The organism is Desulfosporosinus fructosivorans, assembly GCF_004766045.1.
In the GTDB taxonomy this organism is placed as follows: domain Bacteria; phylum Bacillota; class Desulfitobacteriia; order Desulfitobacteriales; family Desulfitobacteriaceae; genus Desulfosporosinus; species Desulfosporosinus fructosivorans.
In genome coordinates, this window is sequence record NZ_SPQQ01000004.1 from 422,106 (window position 1) to 443,107 (window position 21,002).

General features: G+C 42.8%; 21 protein-coding genes and 1 pseudogene. All 22 read right to left on the minus strand.

Annotated elements, in window-relative coordinates:
* Positions 1–191: 191 nt before the first annotated feature.
* The gene (locus tag E4K67_RS14060; RefSeq protein ID WP_135547710.1) at positions 192–671 is read right to left on the minus strand and encodes a type II secretion system protein; all 480 of its coding nucleotides are present in this window, start codon (positions 669–671) and stop codon (positions 192–194) included.
* Between the two features lie 108 nt (positions 672–779).
* Positions 780–1,982, minus strand: coding sequence for a type II secretion system F family protein (locus tag E4K67_RS14065; protein ID WP_135547712.1), 1,203 nt, complete (start codon positions 1,980–1,982; stop codon positions 780–782).
* Positions 1,979–3,025: a type IV pilus twitching motility protein PilT gene (locus E4K67_RS14070; RefSeq protein ID WP_135547714.1), complete on the minus strand. Its 1,047-nt coding sequence runs from the start codon at positions 3,023–3,025 to the stop codon at positions 1,979–1,981. Before E4K67_RS14070 ends, E4K67_RS14065 begins: the two co-directional genes overlap by 4 nt.
* A 15-nt stretch (positions 3,026–3,040) precedes the next feature.
* Positions 3,041–4,671: pseudogene (locus E4K67_RS14075) on the minus strand (GspE/PulE family protein).
* 58 nt (positions 4,672–4,729) lie between these two features.
* Positions 4,730–5,182, minus strand: a complete 453-nt coding sequence (locus tag E4K67_RS14080; protein ID WP_243454468.1) for a hypothetical protein — start codon at positions 5,180–5,182, stop codon at positions 4,730–4,732.
* On the minus strand, positions 5,146–5,646 hold the full coding sequence (locus E4K67_RS14085) for a PilW family protein (protein WP_135547716.1): 501 nt from the start codon (positions 5,644–5,646) through the stop codon (positions 5,146–5,148). Before E4K67_RS14085 ends, E4K67_RS14080 begins: the two co-directional genes overlap by 37 nt.
* Positions 5,633–5,965, minus strand: a complete 333-nt coding sequence (locus tag E4K67_RS14090; RefSeq protein ID WP_338031871.1) for a hypothetical protein — start codon at positions 5,963–5,965, stop codon at positions 5,633–5,635. Before E4K67_RS14090 ends, E4K67_RS14085 begins: the two co-directional genes overlap by 14 nt.
* Positions 5,966–6,080: 115 nt before the next feature.
* Positions 6,081–6,416, minus strand: a complete 336-nt coding sequence (locus E4K67_RS14095) for a type II secretion system protein (RefSeq protein WP_243454469.1) — start codon at positions 6,414–6,416, stop codon at positions 6,081–6,083.
* Between the two features lie 261 nt (positions 6,417–6,677).
* Positions 6,678–7,787 (minus strand): 3-dehydroquinate synthase, encoded by a 1,110-nt coding sequence (gene aroB / locus E4K67_RS14100; protein ID WP_135547722.1) that lies wholly within the window; start codon positions 7,785–7,787, stop codon positions 6,678–6,680.
* The gene (locus E4K67_RS14105; RefSeq protein WP_135547723.1) at positions 7,759–8,295 is read right to left on the minus strand and encodes a shikimate kinase; all 537 of its coding nucleotides are present in this window, start codon (positions 8,293–8,295) and stop codon (positions 7,759–7,761) included. Before E4K67_RS14105 ends, aroB begins: the two co-directional genes overlap by 29 nt.
* Before the next feature lie 18 nt (positions 8,296–8,313).
* Positions 8,314–9,459, minus strand: a complete 1,146-nt coding sequence (aroC, locus tag E4K67_RS14110) for a chorismate synthase (RefSeq protein ID WP_135547724.1) — start codon at positions 9,457–9,459, stop codon at positions 8,314–8,316.
* Positions 9,460–9,484: 25 nt separating this feature from the next.
* A complete protein-coding gene (locus tag E4K67_RS14115; RefSeq protein ID WP_135547725.1) occupies positions 9,485–9,934 on the minus strand; it encodes a prepilin-type N-terminal cleavage/methylation domain-containing protein in 450 nt (149 codons plus the stop codon).
* A gap of 68 nt (positions 9,935–10,002) precedes the next feature.
* Positions 10,003–10,842 carry a shikimate dehydrogenase gene (gene aroE, locus E4K67_RS14120; RefSeq protein WP_135547939.1) on the minus strand — a complete coding sequence of 280 codons (840 nt, stop codon included), beginning with the start codon at positions 10,840–10,842 and terminating at the stop codon, positions 10,003–10,005.
* A gap of 78 nt (positions 10,843–10,920) precedes the next feature.
* Positions 10,921–11,451, minus strand: coding sequence for a YqeG family HAD IIIA-type phosphatase (locus E4K67_RS14125; RefSeq protein ID WP_135547727.1), 531 nt, complete (start codon positions 11,449–11,451; stop codon positions 10,921–10,923).
* Between the two features lie 69 nt (positions 11,452–11,520).
* On the minus strand, positions 11,521–12,264 hold the full coding sequence (sigK, locus tag E4K67_RS14130; protein WP_135547941.1) for an RNA polymerase sporulation sigma factor SigK: 744 nt from the start codon (positions 12,262–12,264) through the stop codon (positions 11,521–11,523).
* 208 nt (positions 12,265–12,472) lie between these two features.
* The gene (locus E4K67_RS14135; protein WP_158408478.1) at positions 12,473–13,486 is read right to left on the minus strand and encodes a hypothetical protein; all 1,014 of its coding nucleotides are present in this window, start codon (positions 13,484–13,486) and stop codon (positions 12,473–12,475) included.
* Complete coding sequence (locus E4K67_RS14140; protein WP_135547731.1) at positions 13,464–13,907, minus strand: hypothetical protein; 444 nt, start codon at positions 13,905–13,907, stop codon at positions 13,464–13,466. The genes E4K67_RS14135 and E4K67_RS14140 overlap by 23 nt, the downstream gene beginning before the upstream one ends.
* A gap of 370 nt (positions 13,908–14,277) precedes the next feature.
* On the minus strand, positions 14,278–15,675 hold the full coding sequence (locus E4K67_RS14145; RefSeq protein WP_135547734.1) for a sugar phosphate nucleotidyltransferase: 1,398 nt from the start codon (positions 15,673–15,675) through the stop codon (positions 14,278–14,280).
* Between the two features lie 44 nt (positions 15,676–15,719).
* The gene (locus E4K67_RS14150) at positions 15,720–16,127 is read right to left on the minus strand and encodes a GtrA family protein (protein WP_135547736.1); all 408 of its coding nucleotides are present in this window, start codon (positions 16,125–16,127) and stop codon (positions 15,720–15,722) included.
* Positions 16,128–16,152: 25 nt separating this feature from the next.
* The gene (locus E4K67_RS14155) at positions 16,153–18,231 is read right to left on the minus strand and encodes a cyclic di-GMP-binding domain-containing protein, MshE-related (protein WP_135547738.1); all 2,079 of its coding nucleotides are present in this window, start codon (positions 18,229–18,231) and stop codon (positions 16,153–16,155) included.
* A 13-nt stretch (positions 18,232–18,244) separates the two neighbouring features.
* Complete coding sequence (locus E4K67_RS14160) at positions 18,245–19,279, minus strand: glycosyltransferase family 2 protein (protein ID WP_135547740.1); 1,035 nt, start codon at positions 19,277–19,279, stop codon at positions 18,245–18,247.
* A complete protein-coding gene (locus tag E4K67_RS14165; RefSeq protein WP_135547742.1) occupies positions 19,276–20,901 on the minus strand; it encodes an ArnT family glycosyltransferase in 1,626 nt (541 codons plus the stop codon). Before E4K67_RS14165 ends, E4K67_RS14160 begins: the two co-directional genes overlap by 4 nt.
* Positions 20,902–21,002 lie beyond the last annotated feature (101 nt).

The following is a 21,002-nucleotide window of genomic DNA, read 5'->3' on the forward strand; positions in this document are numbered from 1 at the left end:
GACTATCTAGTGATCTTGTTCAACTAAAATTCGACCTCGAGACTTTGGTGGGGGAGTTCCCGCCCCCCACCGAAGCAGTGCACGGGGGATCAATACTATTGGGAATAATCTCATAAGGATTGGGAATAGGGCTATCAGGATAAGACACCTCTCCCACTTGTAGCAGGGGAAGTCTCACGATGGGATTAATCCTAATTTGCGGATGTCCAAAGCACATTCTTTAAAGTTTCATCATACGCACGTACTTCGGCCGCCAAGCCATCACTCGACAAATAAATCATAATCGTGTTAGTAGCCAATTCTGGGTTAGGAATGCTATAGTCCTTCTCCAATTGAGCAGTTCCAAATCCTTTCTTACCACCACTTGGCGCTGCCTGCTGAGTTGTCGAAGTGTCTAGTTTGCTGATGTATTTAGGAATGAACTCCTCACCAGTTACCACTCCATCTTTTATCGTCAAGTCTGTATCAATGGGATACGCTCCTGTATCCAACTGAAAACGATCTAAGGCTGCTTTTACCTGGTGCGCTGTCGCCACATCCGCCTTTTGCCGTGCGTTTGTTGTACTAGACACCAATTTAGGGATTGCTACAGCACCCAAGACTCCTATAATAATGATTACAGCCAGCACTTCAATTAGCGTAAACCCGTTGTCCTGCTTGATATAATTCATTCTACTTCTTCCTCACTTTCATCACCCATTTTATAATATAACTGAATACTCAGGGACAGTAACCCACTTACTCATATCCGACATCCGAGTTCTGACTTCTGGCTTCTGTTATTCAAGATGTGAACTGAGATCAAAAATAGGAAGCATTACCCCCGCTGCAACTAGGCCGATCAGTCCTGCTAAAGCCAGAATAAGTGCCGGTTCAATCATACGCGTTAACCGATCAAGCTGATCTTCAAGCTCGCTTCGAAACATTTGGGTGACATAGTGGAGCATCTGGTCCAACTGTCCCACTTCCTCAGCGACCGCGATCATTTCCGCCCCTTCCTTGGAAAAAGCTTTGCTTGCACGCAATAAAGGGGCCATGTGCTTGCCCTCTCGAACGTTTAGCACGAGCTGGTTGATTAATTGGAGCATCTCTAGACCACTCACAGCTCCTGCTGTTAAGCGAAGAGCGTCCAATAAGGGAATTCCAGCACCCAATAAGCGACCCAACATCCGACTAAATTGTACCAAGTCACGAAGATGATAGACCTTCCCGATGAGAGGGAGTCTTCCCATTATGTGAATCAGCCGCTTTCTGAAGATATTTGGGCTAATGAGTTTCAAAACCACCAAGCCACCGGTGATTAACCCAAGTCCGCTCACCAAAACCACGGGGAGTATGCGACCACCGGCAAAGATGACTTGAGTCAAAAAAGGTAATTCCGCACCCATACTTATAAAAAGTTTTTCGTACATCGGGAGTACCCAAACAGAGAGTACATAAAGTACAATGACCACAGCGAAGAGCAAAAGAATCGGATAGGCAAGAGCAGCTTTGATCTTTTTCTGATAAACGTTTTCCTGATCTAACTCATCAGCTACATCACTGAGAACTTTCTCCAGTGTTCCCGTGTATTCCCCGGCTTTGATCATGGAGAGTACAAATGAATTTGGGGATTGATTCTGGCGAGATATTGCTTCCGACAAGTCGCTGCCTTCTTCCACCCGTTCCTTGATGTTCTTCCATTGTTCTATTGGAAATGTTAATTTTTCTTCATGAAAGGTCATTATCTCCAAAGCTTGCAGTAATGGAATTCCAGCTTCCAATAAAGTAGCCAACCTTCGAGCGAAATGGCTCCATTGGAAATTCGTACTGGACGGTAGCAATACGCTTTGCCAATTTCGACTTGCCCGTATTACCACTGGAAAGTGCCCTTTATTCCTTAAGTACTTTTGAACTTCCGTGATTTCATGCGCTACCAATATTCCCCGTTGAATTAGTCCATTTTGATCAACAGCTTTCCAGACGAAACGCTGCCTACTCATCGCCTTAAATTATCTGGACTTTGTAACCTTTCCTGGGCAATCTCATTAGTAATTAAACCCTTGTGAACTAAGTCCATAATGGCTTTATCCATAGTTTGCATTCCTAGTTTAGCATTCGTCTGGATAACGGTCGGCAGTTGATGAGTCTTTCCCTCACGAATGAGGCTGCGAACCGCTGGCGTCGCTAACATAACTTCAATGGCCGCCACGCGCCCCAAGCGATCTGCCCTAGGAAACAACTGTTGAGACAATATACCCTGTAACACTGCAGCCAGCTGCACTCGGATTTGCTGCTGTTGATGAGGCGGAAAAGCATCAATCATCCGATCTACCGATTGGGTAGCATCATTTGTATGGAGTGTACTGAAAACCAAGTGTCCAGTTTCAGCAGCGGTCACTGCCGTTGCGATGGTTTCTAAATCTCGCATCTCCCCTACTAAAATCACATCTGGATCTTGTCTGAGTACTGCACGTAGCGCATTTGTAAACGACTTGGTATCATACCCTACTTCCCGTTGGTTGACTAAGCTCAGTTTATGGCGATGTAAATATTCGATAGGGTCTTCAATCGTTACGATGTGACAAGCCCTAGTGCGATTAATGTAATCAACTAACGAGGCAAGGGTAGTCGATTTACCGCTTCCAGTTGGACCTGTCACCAACACCAACCCTTTATGTAGCTTGGCTAATTCAATACTTACTGGCGGAAGACCAAGGCTTTCTGGACTCGGTATCACAAACGGAATCAAACGAATCACTACTCCGATCGAGCCACGCTGTCGAAAAGCATTGACCCGATATCGTCCAACTCCTGGCAAACTATACGATAGATCTAGTTCGCCGCATTCAGCAAATCGTTTGGCCTGTTGTTCATTCATCAGGGTATGGACAAACGTTTCTAAATCAGCCTGAGATAGTTTCTCCGTTTGAAGTTGTACCATTAAACCGTTAATACGCAGAACTGGAGGACTTTCCACCGTCAAGTGGATATCTGAAGCCTTCTGTTCTCCCGCCACCTGCAACAGTTCTTCAAGTGATAGCATTTCTTTTCTCTCCTCTTACCCTTCGATTCCAGAAACAGCGTGTAATACTTCCTCTACTGTCGTAAGCCCTTGAATCGCCTTCGATAGCCCATCTTCAAAAACTGTCATCATTCCGGAAACCATCGCCTGTTGCTCAATGTCCCTGAATTATGGCGAGAAATTACAAGTTCCTTAATCTCTTGATTATATAGTAAAAACTCATGGATCCCAATCCTACCTCGAAACCCAGTTCCAAGACATTGTGGGCACCCTGTAGAGCGATAAAGCAGGGTAATAGATGCTTGCAACCTAAGTGCTCTTTTCTGGGCCTCAGATACTGCATATTTCGCCTTACACTTCTCACACAATCTGCGAACCAACCGTTGAGACAATACCCCGCTGACCGCGGACGCCAAAAGATACGGTTCTATCCCCATATCCAGGAGTCGAGCTAACGCCTCTGCAGCTGTGTTAGTATGAAGCGTCGATAAAACCAAATGTCCTGTGAGGGAAGCCGTAATGGCGATTCTGGCTGTTTCTTCGTCGCGAATTTCCCCGATCATAATCACATCTGGATCTTGCCGCAGTATATGCCGTAATCCGACCGCAAAACTGAGTCCTGCGGGAAGATTGACTTGAACTTGGTTTACTCCGAGAAGTTGATACTCAACAGGCTCTTCAATTGAAATAATGTTTTGCTCATCAGAATTAAGTTCTCGGAGCAATGCATAAAGAGTTGTGGTCTTACCACTTCCTGTCGGCCCTACGACTAATATTAAACCGTTCGGACGTCTTAACAGGTTTTTTATCCCTGCTTCAACCTCTGATCGCATCCCTAAGGCATCTAAGGGACGCTGAGCCATCTCTGGGTCCAGAATACGCACCACAATTTTTTCTCCATACAAAGTTGGCATTGAGGCCATTCTGAAGTCTACATGCCTAAGCCCTGCACTGAATGTCATCCGACCATCCTGAGGCATCCGACGCTCTGCAACATCCATTTGCGCCATTACTTTTAAACTGGAGACAATACTCCTTGCAGCGTTCAATGCTAGAACATGTTTCATGATAAGTTTACCATCTATGCGATAACGCACCACAAAATCGTTCTTGCGTGGTTCCCAATGTATATCACTGACCCCTTGGACTACCGCCTCGTGCAAGACAGAATGGACTAATTTAAGGGTGGGGGCATCTTCTTGCTGAGTATCGCTTTCGGAGGGCTTGATCATCCAAACAGCTTGCTCTTCAACAGTTCTGTCCTCAAGATGAGTAAGCCGGGCAACCGATTGCTCCACCGTCAAATACTGTCGAATAGCGGTTTGGATTTCTTCGCTCGTTGCAAAAACTGGCTCAACCTCTAGTCCTGTGAACATCCGAACATCCCGGAGGGCGCGTTCATTTGTAGGGTCTGACATGGCGACTCTTAACAATCCGGAACCTCGTTTAAACGGAATAAGTGTGTAGCGATGAGCCATCTCTTCAGGAATTAAGCCTGCAACCTCTGGGTCAATAATGACTTGAGTCAGAGCAATTTCAGGGATACCCAGATATCTGCGAACAGCTTCCGCTAACCTCGCTTTGGACAATACACTCATACGCACAAGAACTTCGCCAATGGGTTCTTCACTTTCCAACGCAACTTCTAATCCCGCTGCCAATTCCATACCATTAATATAACAATTGTCGAATAAAAATCGACCAAACTCACTCTTTTTCTTCATGTTAGGTATGTAACTCCTGATAGCTCTTCAGGACCCACTTTCCCGCATCTACATCTAACTGAATTATTTCCTCAATTTTTCGAACTGCTAGTCCAGAATGTCCCTCAGAAATCACTTTATACCCCCCTCCACTCGATTCAATTACGATAACAACACGACCAGTTACTAAAGAGAGGCTCCCCTGCCGTAGTCCAGAATCGACAAGCAACTGGGCTTTTGCCCACTCGATTCCACCTTCAGCTAGGTATTGAGCCTGTCTACTTTGGGAATCACGTCTTACCATTCGACTCTCCGCATTTGCTTTCAGATACCCCTCCATTCCCACTCCTGACAAAATCGTCAATAGCAGAAGGATAAGAAGGCTGACATAACCCGGTGAACTGTGCTTGCTGGAGATGATTGCAATACTGGGGATACTTATAGATACGCCCTTTGCCGAATGACGGTTCGCCACGTCACAATTTGTCCATCCACACTTGCTTCCAAATAGACATCCCACAGACCTGGTTTCACCTCCGTACAAATCCATCTCGAAGTATAACTTGCCAACGGTTGCGAAACGCCTAAGTGTCCCCAATATAGATCTTTCGTCCCATCCCGATCCAAATCATCTATGAAATAAGAGTCGAGTGTAGGTATTGGATTTACATCACTAGGCATCGGTAAAACCCTTAACTCATAATCTTTGATCCATTCTACAGTTTCCGCCATACGAATCGCATCGGAAACCGTTCTTCCAGCCGTCATAACTGAGTAGCGAGCCTCCAAGTTATTTTTAAATACACGTGCCCCCCGCCACTGATCCGTCGTTAGGCGCATTGAAGTTATAAGCAAAATTCCAGAAATCACTAAAGCAAATAAAACCTCTAGGAGAGTGAAACCATTTTTCTGATCATTACTCCATCTATTCGACTGCATAAAGACTCTCCAGTATGTACTGATAAGGATTGCCTCGTTGCGTCCAACTTACTTCTACACGCACTTTCAATAGTTGAGGTATTTCTCCCCACTCGGAATGAACCAACCAGTGAAATTCCCCTTCATTGCCTTCCACCGTCCCACCTGGTATACAGGCTTGTTGAGCGAAATTACGACTCCAAGTATGAGCGGCCAACTGCTCCATTTTTTTCTGGGCAAGGTTTGTCCCCTCCATGAGATAAGAGGCTTGCCGCGCTTCGGAAATTGCTCCCTCTGTCAATCCAAAGAGAACAGCAAATCCTAAGGATAAAAGAAACACAGCCAGCAAAACGTCAAATAAAACATATCCGTAGGTAGTTTTATTTTTGTCCGCAGTTCATTCCCCCTTTAGGCGTTTTACTAACCGTTCCCTCGCTACTCTTAGACTAATCATCCTATTTGACCTGTCCCATCGTTCCAATCTGATAAACTTGAGCATTATCAAAGGGATTTATGGGGATTTCGTCTAAATATGGACCTGCCCATTCGCTCATTCCGTTCGGTGCTCGAACCAAATCTGTAACACTTAATGGATAAACTCCGACATCAATCCTATAAAGTTGGACGGCTCCTTCGATTCTTGCTCTGTTGGCCGAGTCGATCCGAATCCAAACCTGATTCGTCGCAGAACCGAAATGGGGCGTGGCCAAAGTTAGAATAATACCCATTAAAAAAACAACTATCAATATCTCCCATAATATAAATCCAAAATCCCCATTTTCCTCTTTCACAGCTCTTTTATCCGTACTTACAATAATCTTCACCACCATATCAGACTATTTAGTTTAATTTTTCCTTATTTATTTTCCAACTTCTCTGTTCACTTTAAAACTCCTTCAACGTCGACGTATTCTTATCAGAAATACAACCATTAGCTATACTCTCTAAATAAATAGCAGATTTACCTCTTAATCGATGTGATTTCCTTCATGCAAATATACCTGAACCTCAAATTGGGCATGAAAAAGGGCACGATGCTTCGTGCCCACTACTTAAATCACCTGGTTCCATGCGTCTAATATCTCCGCATCTGTACACTCCTTGGAAATAACCGCTCGCCCGATCCCATGAGGGAGGATTAGAATTTTTCGACCCCCTTGATTTTTCTTATCCGCTTGCATAAGTTGCAACAAGACTTGAGGGTCTTTAATTGTAGTCTCAACAATTTCCGTAATTTTGGTTGGCAACCCAAATTTGTTTAACAAACGCTTGATTCGATCAACTTCGGCCATAGTCATAAGCCCTTTGGCATTGGCCAGATGAGCTGCTGCCACAAGGCCGATGCTAACCCCTTGCCCATGGGTCACCCCACGATAATTCATCTCAGTCTCTAAGGCATGCCCGAAGCTATGTCCAAGATTCAACAAGGCACGTCGCCCTTGTTCACGTTCATCTTGGGATACAATCCTGACTTTGACCGTCGAAGACCTGGTCACCATTTCACGCCAAATCAAGGGATCCCTTCTTTTAAGGCTTTCTTCCTCTGTTTCAAAAAACTCAAAGAGGCCCGAGTCTTCGATTAAAGCATGCTTAATGCTTTCCGCTAAACCATTTTCAACCTCTTCCCATGGCAAACTCTCTAAGGTCGTAAAATCTGTCCAAACTGCGCGAGGAGGGTAAAATGCTCCTAAGATATTTTTACCTGCAGGATGATTGACAGCAACTTTCCCACCAATACTGCTGTCAACTTGTGCCAATAACGTTGTTGGTACTTGAATCAAACGAATCCCTCGCATAAAGACACTAGCAAAAAAACCGGCCAAATCTCCTATAACACCGCCACCGAGGGCAATAACTAGCGTATGGCGGTCGGCACCAAAGCGAAGTGCCGCTGTCGTTAGCTGACTTAAACGTTCTAGCGATTTTTCCGTCTCCCCGGCGGGGACAAACAAGAAATTCACACGATAATCAACAAGGAGTCCTTTTTGGAGACGTTCCGCATAAAGCTTCGCAACTTGCGGATTGGTAATGATAAGAATGTGCTCTACATCTTGAAATTGCGAATGAAGATACTCTCCAAGCGCTTCGAGCTGAGCTCCTAAAAACACGGGGTACGGTATGTTTGCCGTCACTTCAACTTTCTGATACTCTGGTAAACTCATTATTATCCGTCATCCTTCCAAGCCTTGCGAGAATCTCACTCACCACTTCATCAATATTCTTCTGTGACGTATCAACTGTAAAATCCGCCTGAGCATAGCAAACTTGTCGCTCAGTCCATAATTTTTCAATCGCCTCTCTTGTCCCCTTGAGAAGTGGGCGATCATTTTTATGTCCGATTCGACTGAGAATAGCTTCCATCGAGGCATGAAGATTTATTATAATCCCGTTTTGAGACAAAGCTTCCAAGTTGCGAGAGTCAACCACAGTCCCTCCGCCCGTCGCAATAACAATTTGGCCCTGCTGACTGAGCCTAGCGACCACGATTCTTTCTTCGGAGCGAAAGCGGGTCTCTCCATGCCGTCGGAAGATCTCAGTCACACTTAAGCTCGTAACTTCTCCAATGACACAGTCTGTATCGACAAAATCCCAAGCGAGCGACTGTGCAAGGCGCTTACCAACTGTGCTTTTGCCAGTTCCCATAAATCCAATGAGAACGATATTTCGCATGAGATCACCCTCTCAATGTTAAAGTGCTAAATACGCTTGATATGCTTCCCAGGCCGTTTGCAATTCAGTAAAGCTGTCAGCTGGAAATTTTTCAAGCACCGCTTCGGCGATCACCCAAGCCACCACGTGTTCCAACACAACCAAGGCCGCTGGCACAGCACAGATATCTGATCGTTCCACACTCGCCTTAACAACCTCTTTGGTTTCTAGATGCACCGTATCTAGTGGCTGATACAAGGTTGGGATCGGTTTCATAACCACTTGAAGAATAATGGGTTCCCCGTTGCTCATACCTCCTTCAATTCCTCCGGCATGATTGGAAGCCCTAGCAAAACCTTGACCCTTGCTATAAGTGATCGGATCATGAACCAACGAACCCATGCGTTCTCCTGCTTCAAATCCAAGTCCGAAAGAAACCCCTTTCATTGCTTGCACTGAGAGCACTGCCTGTGCCAGTTTTCCATCTAACTTACGGTCCCACTGAACATGCGATCCAAGTCCTGCTGGAATATTATGAACTTGTACCTCTATCAGTCCGCCTAAAGATTCACCTTTCTCCCTAGCTTCAAGGAGTCGCTCCCCCATCTTTTGTTCAGCACCAGAGTCCCCTACGGACCACTCTGATTGTTCTACACGTTGCCAATACTCTCTCTTGTCAGTATACTCCGCATGAACACCACCTACTGCAAGAACATGCCCTCTTATCTCTACTCCAAGGGCAGATAACCCTTGTCTAACAATACTACCGATAGCGACCCGCATAGCAGTCTCTCTTGCACTCGCCCTCTCGAGAATATTCCTCACTTCTGTGCGGTATTTAAGCGTTCCGGTCAAGTCTGCATGCCCTGGTCGTGGGGTCATCACCTTCCGACTATCTAAGTCAGCCTCATCGCCAAAGGCCATGACTTCCGCCCAGTTTTCCCAATCACGATTTTGAATCTCCAACGCGACCGGAGCACCAGTGCTTAAGCCTCCTCGCACTCCAGAAACAAGCTGAACCTCATCTTGTTCAATAGACATCCGCCCTCCACGCCCAGGCCCTTGTTGCCTCTTCCTCAACGCCTCATCTACTCTATCCTTGGAAATCTTCATTCCCGCTGGCAGGCCTTCGATAATTCCTACTAATTTCTGGCCATGTGATTCCCCTGCTGTTAAAAAACGCACTATTTATCCCTTCTCTCTATCCCCGTTACTCTGCTCTGATGCGCATACCCACCGGGGCAACAATGACACTTCTGTGCTCACCCGACGAATTAGTCAAAGTGATGGTTGTTCCCATACTTCGCCCTAAGGCATTAAATTTTAATAAGCCATTATTATCCCCTGGGCTACCAAAAAACTTAATTCCGTCCTTTAAATAGACGTTTTTCATCAGCTTGCCTTGCCTAAAGATCTGATAGTGATGATCCTCAGCCTGATAATAAAATTTAACATCATACTCGATATTCTCTGCCAAGGCAGCCTGTCGGACATCCCTAACTTCCTCCAGCAATTGAGTATTTGCTAGGGATAGGCGTTGCTTTTCAAAGTTAACAGGAAGCTTAATAAGTAAATAAAAACCTGAACCCGCCAAGAGAATTAATACAAGCATCATTTCCAGCAATGTAAATCCTCTATCATTGGCCTTTACTTTACACATTTGACTCTTCCTTTACTTTGTCCCTATCTTAGAATATAAGTTTAAAGCAACTATTTTTTCTTTCTAGATTATCCTTTATAAAACATCCGCCGTAAGAGCTGGTCTTTTAAAGCCAGTTGCATCGCCTCAACTGGAGCTTGTCCACCTAGCCAAAACTCCCACGCCAAAACGCCTTGATACAGAAGCATGCCTAATCCGTTCAAAGTACGGCATCCCTGTTTTTTGGCGTCCTGCAAAAAAGCTGTTTGACTCGGGTTAAATATTATATCGACCACGAGAGCTTGCTCAGAAATCCCCTGCAGAGAAAATGGGAATGGCTCCCCTAGTAACCCCACCGAAGTTGTCTGCACCAACAGGTCGACCTGTTCCAGCCAATCTCCCTGAGCAAAATCCCCTGAAGTGGCCGTTCCTCCCTCAGCTCGAATCACCTGAACCAGCGCCTGTGCCTTTTCAGGCGATCGATTTAAAATATGCACGATCATCCCCTGCTCAGTCAGGGCTAACGCAATCCCTTTAGAAGCTCCGCCAGCCCCGAGGAGAACTGCTTTTTTCCCCTTGAACCCGTTGAGTTCTCCTTCAACAGAACGAATAAACCCCGCCCCATCCGTATTATGACCAATTCGCTGCCCGTCATGTATTTTCACGGTATTAACCGCCCCAGCTCGTCTAGCTTCGGGGGTCAGGTTATCTAGGAGGGAAATGATCTTCTCCTTATACGGTAGGGTTACGTTCCAACCAGAAAACCCTAGAGCACAAAGACCTTCTACCGTCTCCGCCAAATTGCTAGGCACCACATGAAAGCGTTGGTACTCTGCATCAATTCCTAAGGCTTTATACCCTGCATTGTGCATCTCTGGCGAGAGGGAGTGTGCGATAGGATCTCCGATAACTGCATAATGCTTCTCCATTTTCATAACAGTCCTTTACAAATTGGTCCGCACTTTTTTTAATAGAGAAAAAGGAATGGCAGGCCATTCCCTAGATGCTTAATGAATTTTGGGACTGAAAGGTTTCACCGGAGCAAAATGTTTCATCAACCAGACGAGCACCTTCTCCATCCTGCGCATAACACGAGTTCCGATAAATTCACGATCATTAATTGGGCTGACCAGTATTGTGTATAGGCCGAGCCGATTTCCACCTAATATATCCGTAAACAACTGATCTCCAATAACAGCAGTATCCTTATGCCCCGTTCCCAAGAGACTCATTCCCGAGCGGAATGCTCTTCTTCGTGGCTTTGTCGCTCCAAAAACAAAAGGAATGTCCAAGCGCTCCGCAACAATAGCTACGCGCTGTCGCTTACTGTTGTTAGACACAACACACGCACAAATTCCCGCGCTCTTAACTTTAACAAACCATTCTGCCACTTTAGGACCAACTTCGATGTCATTCCACGGAGTCATAGTATTGTCCAGGTCTATAATGAGCCCTTTAATCCCGTCCCGTGTAAGTTGCTCAATCGAAATAAGATCAAGTGACGGAGCTTGTAGTGTTGGCCGAAAATACTCAAACATTGAACCCTCCAAAGTGTAGAACTTTTCATAATTATACATTAGAGGATACCGCAAGAGCAAGTAATGGACTTATTTTTTGGAATTAATCTTTCCCATCTCTTCCATTAATTTTTGAATTGCCTTCTTTTCAATGCGAGAAACGTAGGAACGCGAAATCTCTAAAGCCTTTGCTATCTCTCTTTGGGTCCGTTTTGGACTGTTCATCAGCCCATACCGCAACTGAAGTACCATTTTTTCCCTTCGATTTAGATTCTTTACAAGCTCGAGCAAGGCTCTTTGTTCCGACTCGTTTTCAACCTTTACAGAAATATCTTCTTCATTCGAACCTAGAACATCAATGAGCGATATCTCATTTCCCTCTTTATCCATACCAATCGGATCGTAAATCGAAACTTCTCCCCGCGATTTTTTCAGTGATCGCAGATGCATCAAAATCTCGTTTTCAATACAACGAGCCGCATAAGTGGCAAGTTTGGTCCCTTTATTCGGATCAAATGTATTGATCCCTTTGATTAAACCAATCGTGCCAATGGAAATCAAGTCATCACCGTCTTCTCCTGTTCCGTCAAATTTCTTAACAAGATGAGCCACCAAACGCAGATTGTGCTCAACGAGTGTATTACGCGCTTGCTCTACCTCACGGGTTAGGGTAAAGGGTTCTGTTTTACTGACACTTAGGATTTGCAAATAACGCGCTTCCTCTTTTTCATTTAAAGGCTGAGGAAAGGCATTATTATTGATATACGATACGAGTAGTGAAACTCCCTTTAGAACGGAGAGTGCAATGCTGACTAAAAATAGTTCCGTGAACATCATCTCCACCTCTTTCGCATGTTGTTCTAATAACTATGCGGAAGAGGAGACAATTGTGCTTTTCCACTTTATAATAAAAAAACTGCCTGCCCGATCTTCGGGTAGGCGGTTTTTTTAGGGTTGAATTCTAATATGTTGTTTCCGAGACCAATAGTCACCTTTGAGTTACGTCGAGTCGCATACGAAAATGGAGCATACTGTAACTGTATTACTCTTCCTCTCTAGGTAATATCATATGGATAATAAGATCGGATAATCTACCTTCATCCTTGGCCCGTTGCATTATATTAGATGTAATCGGTTCATCCTTATGAATGATTATTTGTCCAGAACTGTCCGTAATATCTTCACCCGCCACTCTCCCAATAATATTCATATCGCTGACAGCGGAAATGTCTTCGTGTGCACCAGAATGCAACTGTTCGTTAGGAATCGCCTCCAGCGTAGTTTTAGAATCTCCCAAGTGCTGAAAGATATCTACTTTCGTCTCTGAATCAAATGTCGCAGCTACTTCTTGTATACTAGGATTTCTTTTTTCAGGACTACCTTGCTGGGCGCTTTCCAGATCACTATAAACGATCTCTTTTTCCTCTTCGCTTTCTCGAGAGTCTGTCATCATATCGCTAGTTATACTATTTACATCTGTTTTTATAGTAGATTCAAGAGTCGACGCACTCGATACCATTTGAATAATTAATTCTTTCACTCGGCTAGTTGGTTCTTCTACCCAATATCCCTTACCTAGATATGTTTGCTCCGATTCGTTATCCTTTAAAACTCCAATATTTATATTTTTCCGTCGTTCTTGTCCTCTAGCTATTTCAACAATATTTTTTAGTTCTATTGCGATGATTTCTGTTTCCTTTTCTATATCTTTATCAATCTCAGCAATGATATTTTCTAAAACTTGTGTTTTCTGACGAATAGTTTTACCTATGGCTAGAACTTCCATATCAACATCTAGATCTATATACTCAGATATCCTTGCTACTCTTTTATCCGCTAGCTCTAGTAGAATCGCAGCGGGAAAAGAATCATTTGTATCTGTCAAAGTACTAAATTCATGTCTGAGGATCTCAGTTTCCCTTTGACATTCTTCGATTTTTTTCGAAAGTTCCTCTAACTCTGCCTCTTGAGACATTTTTAATTTATTGATATACTCTTCCACTTCAGTTTTTCTAAATCCCCATATTTTACCTTTAAGCTTTAACATTTGCTTCACCGTCTTCTTCCCAGTTAAGCATAGTACCATAACGTGTGGCCGTTGCCAAAAGCTCATTACTCATTTCACTCAAAACAATATGCAACCTTAGCAATTCCTTATTACGTTCACTTATCAATGTTGTTAAATCTAACTCTTTTTTTTTCATGTCCTCAATAGCTGCAATTACCCTTCCCGTACCGCTAAGGTGCGCTGAAAGTAATCGACTGAAAATATCATCTTGCAAAGATAACTTAGGTGCTAATTCTTGTCCTAATTTCTCAACTTCTTTTAGCAATGTTTCTTTTTGTTGAACTTGGATTTCAAGTCCTCGTCGGAGTTCCTCGCGTTTCTGAACGAATTCTTGATCAATACACGAAAGCTCAGAAGCGACAGACACTGGATCATATCCGATAAAGGAACGTTTAAAACTCGAGGTCATGCTAATCACCCTCCTTCAAGAATCAGGCAATACAATATTCAAACCAACTGAATAACGAGCTATGTTTGTCCCTCAGCTTGAGCAACTTAAGGTCTGAACTACGTCTTAGACTAGCCATCATAGCTTCAACCACTGCATATATAAAAAAGCCTCTATAATAACTGGAAAGGGCAATTACAGAAGACTAACCAACACCGACTGGGCATTGTGCGGAAATGGCTCTTTTGTCTTATTGATTTCAATAGCTAAAGATTATCTGAATTGTTTCATGTTGTCAATTTAATTCAGTATATCCTAAGTTTAGACATTGAAAGCCCGTGTATCATGGGCCTTGGCTCCCTTAGTTGTATCATTTTCAATTGCTAAGGTCTTAATTAATGCATAAAGCTAATTTGTTCTGAACCGTTTCACAATGCTTAGTTACCTCTTTCCAATTCACAAAAATCCTAGTAATATCTTCTTCTTTTAACTGACTCCCAGTTTGAACTTCAATAAACTCCAAGTCAGTATCTGCCAGTATTCCATGTTTACTCCCAACTGGAATACGGAGCACATCCCCTGGCTTGACTTGATAAATTACATCATCTAAAGCGAATTCACCTGTACCATTTGTTATGCTCCATATTTCACTTCGTAGGTAATGCACTTGGTAACTTAGGTTCTTCCCCGCAGAAATTCTAATTCTTTTAGTCAAAACTTCATTCCCATTTTCATATTTTACATGGTCCAGTACCCGATACCAACCCCAACGCCTTTCTTCGAACATCGGCCGCTGGATAAATCCCTTTGCCAGATCCTTTAACTTTGGACTAGCCTTTTTATCTGATACTAAAATACCGTCTGGGCTTGCAGCGACCACAACGTTAGATAATCCAAGCACAAAAATTGGAATATCCAACTCATTAATAAGGTGGGTACCCCTACAGTCCTCGCTTAATACCCCATTTCCAATAATTGGTGTGGGTATTTCTTCCGTTAAGGTGTTCCAGGTCCCTAAGTCTTTCCACTCCCCCTGATAACGAATAGCAATAACTTTCCTAGCCTTTTCAACTACTTCATAGTCAAAACTTATTTTAGGTAATAATGCATACTCCCTTTTCAGATCTAGGTAATCTACAGGTAAGCTATTCTCCTCTAGCTTAGAAAGGACATAGCCCAATTTAAACGCAAATACTCCACAATTCCAAAGTGATTGCCTTTCGATTAGTTCGAGGGCTAGTTCTTTCGTAGGCTTTTCCTTGAAATAGCTAACCTTTATGCGGTCAACTCCATCTTGCTTTAACTCGGGTACTATATACCCATGTCTTTCAGAAGGGTAGGTTGGTTTGACTGCGACTAGAGCCAGATCTGCAGCAGTATCATTAAGAACGTCTTCTAGTTCTTTGACCATATTAAAAAACCGATAGTCCACATAGGAATCCACTGGAACTACGGCAACTACTTCACTATGACTGACTTGTTTAACTGAAGACAAATATGCTGAGGCTAAAGCAATCGCAGGATAAGTATCCCTTCGTTCCGGTTCAACCACCATCTCAATGGATTCGCCAAGCTGACTTTGAATTATGTTCACTTGGGATTGATTTGTTGCAATAACCGCAGACTTTGTTAAGCCCACTGCTTTTAGTTGGCCCCAAATCCTTTGAACCATCGATTCACGCTCCCCGTTACCATTTTCCAGTACTTTAAGGAATTGTTTAGATCGTGAATCATTGGATAACGGCCAAAGTCGTTGTCCTGAACCACCAGAAAGCAAGATTAGTCTCATAAATAAAACCCCTTTTCACTAAATGAAGGTATTCTGGGCTGACCCTACTCCTTGGTGTCATCGAAAGTCCACCTACGATTCATTATAAAGTTACTAACAGGAACCACCATAACAACTAGACATTGAGCATACAGATAGCTCCAATGAAGTAGATGAACGACAATAAACATGATAGCACTATTCAACCCAAGTCCAATGAGAGAAACCATTGTATAATAACAAAATTGTCGTTTCCCACCATTTTTTGCACGAAATGTCCAGTTACGGTTTAAGTAATAAGAAATCAACAAGACCAACAGAAAACCTGCGGCTGATCCTACAACAGGGTCTAGATGCGCCAATTCGACCAATGCTATGAGGCTGGAAAAATGAAGAATTGTACCTAATAATCCGACCAATCCATATCTAATTATTAGGTAGATTTGGGAAGTTGACTCCTTAGATATGTTCATTATTTCTTAACCCACATCCTTTGGTCTATACACTCGTGTTGGTGTTTTTGTCAGGAAACGAAAACACGTTAACCGTTTCATCATCTGCTAGTCCATGATCCGTTTTCTCCCAATAAAAAGGCCTGAAAATTAGTTGCCAAGCCGCTTTGTAGGCGGCTACACTCATTAACAACCAGTAGATTGGTGTCAAGAGAGCATACTTAATAAGTCTAAAAGAAAGAGTATAGTCTTTTTTAGCGTGTAGCTCACCTATAACCTTATATACGCCTGCAACATTACTGAAAACAAACAGAAAATTTCCTATAATCAGCTCCACTGCAGCAATATAATAAATAGGCCCAGGAAACATCATGGGTATCAATTGGTTGCGGGTCATGTACCATAAGAAAACTAATGTCCATAAAAATGGATTGATTAATGGGAGAAGTGGAGTTGCTAGAACGATGACCTGTATACCAATCATTCCTCGAGTTCTGATTTGACGCCATAAACGCAATGGAAACCGCATGTGAACGAACCAAGTCAACATATACCCCTTAATCCAGCGAGATCTCTGTCTTATCCAATTTCCGGTACGGCTATTCGCTTCCTCCCAAGTTCTCGAGTCAACGATACCTGTTGTAAAACCCTCCCCATATAACCGAATCCCGAGATCAGCATCCTCAGTGACATTGTAAGGATCCCAAGCATTAAGGCTTTTCAAAATCTTAGTCTTAAAGTGGTTTGAAGTACCACCAAGCGGAATGGGAATGTCCAATTGCATGAGTCCTGGTAACAGCAAGTCAAACCACATGCTATATTCTTGTGTAAACCAACGAGTAAGCAGATTTTGCTCGCTATTATAGTAGTTCAGCTTGGCTTGAATGCAACAACATTTATCAGAACTTCTGTTAAATGCCAAGTGCACTTTCTTAAGCTGGTCTGGTTCAGGTCTATCCTCTGCATCAAAGATAACTACATATTCTCCCATGGCATGGATTAATCCGTAATTGCAAGCCTTCGGCTTGGTCTTAGGCTTAGAGTTGGGTACAACAATGCAAGTATAGTAGTGTGGCAGCTTCATGGAGCGAAGGATTTCCTGAGCCTCCACATCATCTTCCTCTATCAAGAGACGAATATCTAATTTAAACTTAGGGTAATCCAGCCTCTCAAGGTTTTCTACCAAAGCTCGAATCACACGGCCTTCTTTATACATAGGTACTAATATGGTGTAGATTGGAAGAGTTCGCTCATCTATTGCAGCAACTTCTTCATCTGAAATCCGAATCTGGGCAGTGGGACGGATCCCACGTAGAATCATTAAAAATTTTAATGTTGAAACAATAAAATAAACCAATTGAATAATAATGTTAATTGTCAAACCAGTTCTAAAGGGGTCAATCGACATGCCAACTATTATGGCAATTAAAAGCCCGACCATTCCAGTCACTTGCCGTTTTGTAAATACTTTACGTGCAGATTGATCAGGACTATCCACTGCTAATTTATTAATACTAATGGACATCAACTCACTGGTATAAGCCTGTCTCCAGAGCGATTCCAGTTCCGCATGTGTTGCTAAAACTTGCTCAACAGTATATCCAAGCATTGATTCCAAGAACTTGATTTGATCGTCTGTTAAAGTTTTAGCTACTGCTATCACCACTTGATTAAGACTCGTGTGCACAACAATCGCCTGATACTCGCGTGCTATTTCTTCGGGAATTTTCGAAGAGTATATTGCAAATTGAGATCCAACTCGTCCCATACCCTGTTGAGATGCAATAATTTTGAATAGCGCATGCGCATCCACCATACCTAACGACAAGATAATATCACCTAATAGACCGCCGCTTTTCTGTTGAAACTCTAAGGCTAACCTTAATTGTGCATCGGTTAACATGCCTCTCTGAACCAGCATTTCCCCGAGCTTAAACTTTTGTGGAATTAGTTGGGATACCTCTCGAAGCTCTTCCTCCTCTATCCAGCCAAAATCAATCAATATATTTCCCAGTCGTCCACCATAAATTTCTTGATGATTTAGGGCTTTCTTAAGTCTTGCTTGTGTTAACAAACCCTTTTGAACCAATATGTCACCCAGTCGAAGAGGGTTTTGCTCGATCATTTGTACCACCTAACTATAAATTCAAATTATTTTTTATCAACTGTACATAGGAATTTTGGTTAATATTAGTAAACGCTATCTCGTCACGATTCAAAACACCAGTATCCATTGACTGTACCCCGGTTCTTTGACTTACCACGTATCTCGGTCGGCCTTTGACCTCATCATAAATGGCCGCAATATATTCTCCAAGGATACCGATGCCTAGCATGATCATGCTGTTCATACAAAGTAACAAAAGAATTACTGTTGTAAAGCCAGTTACTGCCATTCCAGCAATCTTCATATATATGGTTTGAATACTAAGAATGACAGCAACGACAAAAGAGAACATCCCTACTATGGTAACGAGTCGTAATGGCCAGGACGTAAATGCCACAATCGCATGGAGTGCCAAATTGACAAGAGAGATAGGACTCCAACTCGTCTTACCGTCTATCCGAGGAGCCACATCGAATTCGAGTTCCACTCGGGAGAAACCCAACCAGGCCGTCATACCGCGAAAAAACGTGATTTTTTCCGGCATCTTGGCCCAAGCCTCAACAACTTGCCGATCCAGAAGCTTGAAATCGCTTGCCCCACGTAAATCTTGCCTTGCTAACTTTTGGATAAGGCCATAAAACATGTTCGTGCTAATCCGATAACTAAGGGATTCTTTACTACGTGACTTCTTAACACATTCAACAATTTTGACTCCCTGTAAACGCCATTGCTCAATCATAATTGGAATTAGTTCAGGCGGATGTTGAAGGTCACAGTCCATAATAATGACTGCTTGTCCCCTTGCATGTTCTAATCCAGCGCATAGTGCCCGTTCCTTACCGAAATTTCGACTAAGACGAATACCTTCTAACTCAGGAATTTCTGTACTAGCAGCCGTAAGAATACTCCACGTTTCATCAGTAGATCCGTCATCCACTACAATTAATTCAAAATAAGAAGTAGCCTGTCGAATGAATTCCACAATTGTCTTGAGTGACTGGTATAAATGCCCAGCTTCATTCCAAACAGGGATAATTACAGATACTACGATTGCTGGTGAATTCAATCGATATTGCCTCCTGTACTTTTAGTGACCTTATACAATCTCCATTCCGTTCCAAATTCCTTAACGAATTCTACCCAATCTGCCCCCTGAGTGAATAAGTTTGGATAAGCTATATTAATAGCGTTTATGCCCGCTTCAGCTCCAGGTTTAGGTACAAGAATATAATCAACTTTAAATTTTACTGGGTCCGAGACAGCATTTTTAAAATCCTTGTCACTAGGTATATAAAAGCGCTTCGGAAATTCACTTTGCAAAATTATAAAAAATGCTGTGGACGAATCCATTAAAATAGTACTATGAGAGTAATTATCATCCAAATACTTAGCTATTTCGATATCCTGTTTCCAACCATAGTATATTTTAGTGTGGTTTCCGAATGAGTTCTGGACGAACGTATTTTCATCCGGTGCAATTGATGGCTGAGTTATTGCATAGGAGAGAATTCCGTAATTCAATATCATCGCACTCAAAGGAAATATTAATTGCCACTTACGTTTAAGCTTGCTTAACTCAAACGGTAGCCAGGCAACTGAAACAGGCAACACATACATAAAATATCTTAACCAACCTAAGGTACTACCTGTAATCAACATTACGATTTGCAACATTGGTATAGATATGACCATGCCAAGTAAAATTAGGGTATCCCACTTAAGAATCCTATAAGTGAGTAATCTAAGAATTAAAATGGATATCAGAGGTCCAGAAAACACCGAAATCTTTTTTAAAGCATACAAAGCAGCATTTATCGGATTGTGAAACATAGCCGCATATATAGGAACATCTAAATGGCCTTCAAGCTGAGCTAAGTTAGTGTATTCTCCGTTTAAGAAATTGAGCGGATTACCCATAATAACCCAGTTCAGCAAAAGCCACACGATTATTGAGTAGCAAAGCGGCGGTGCTATTACTGACAGTACTCCTTCCGTTTGTGACCATTTGTAGTGAAAATGTCCTTCATCTGGAGGATTTTCTTTTTTATGGAATAATATTGTGGCAATAACACAACTGAGAAACATGCTGAATCCAAATGGGACTGCTTCGTACCTGCACCAAAAAGCCATCGCGAGTGCAAAACTCGAAACCACCAAATCACCCAGTTTATTTTCGTCAAGCCAATTTAAAAAAGATGTAATACACAGTATCAAAAAAAATATAAATGGGGCATCACTCAAACCGTTAAAGCCGAATAGGAAAATCATAGGGTTTAGGGAGAATAACAGAGGAAAAACAACAGCGCACCATCGCGGAAGATTTCGTTTGATAAAAGCCCGCGCCAAAACACTCGCCGTAAAGGACGAGAATAGTGCACACATCAACAAACCCGAAATCCCTTTGGTAGCCATAGCAGGTATCCACGGATATAGTAGCAGAAATACCAAATCCACCATACTTGGCAGAGGATTCCACACAAATCCGATAGCGCCAAGATGAGGATCTCGACTATATAGAACATAGAACGCATTGGCAACTCGACTGATTCCATCGCCGTGATAATATCCAACATAAACGTTGTAATAATAACCTGCCGCACACTCCAGTATAAACACCGTAATCCCTATCAAGCAGATTAAGGTTGTGCCTGCTCGTTGGGTTCTTGAATCTTCAACTGCTTTAGCCATGTCTGTTACCCCTATTTACGGTTTTGATTTGCTCAGAACATAGTTTTCGCTTGGCTCCATGAGGGATGGTATGCTAGTAAGGCTTGTTAAATCTTGTAGGT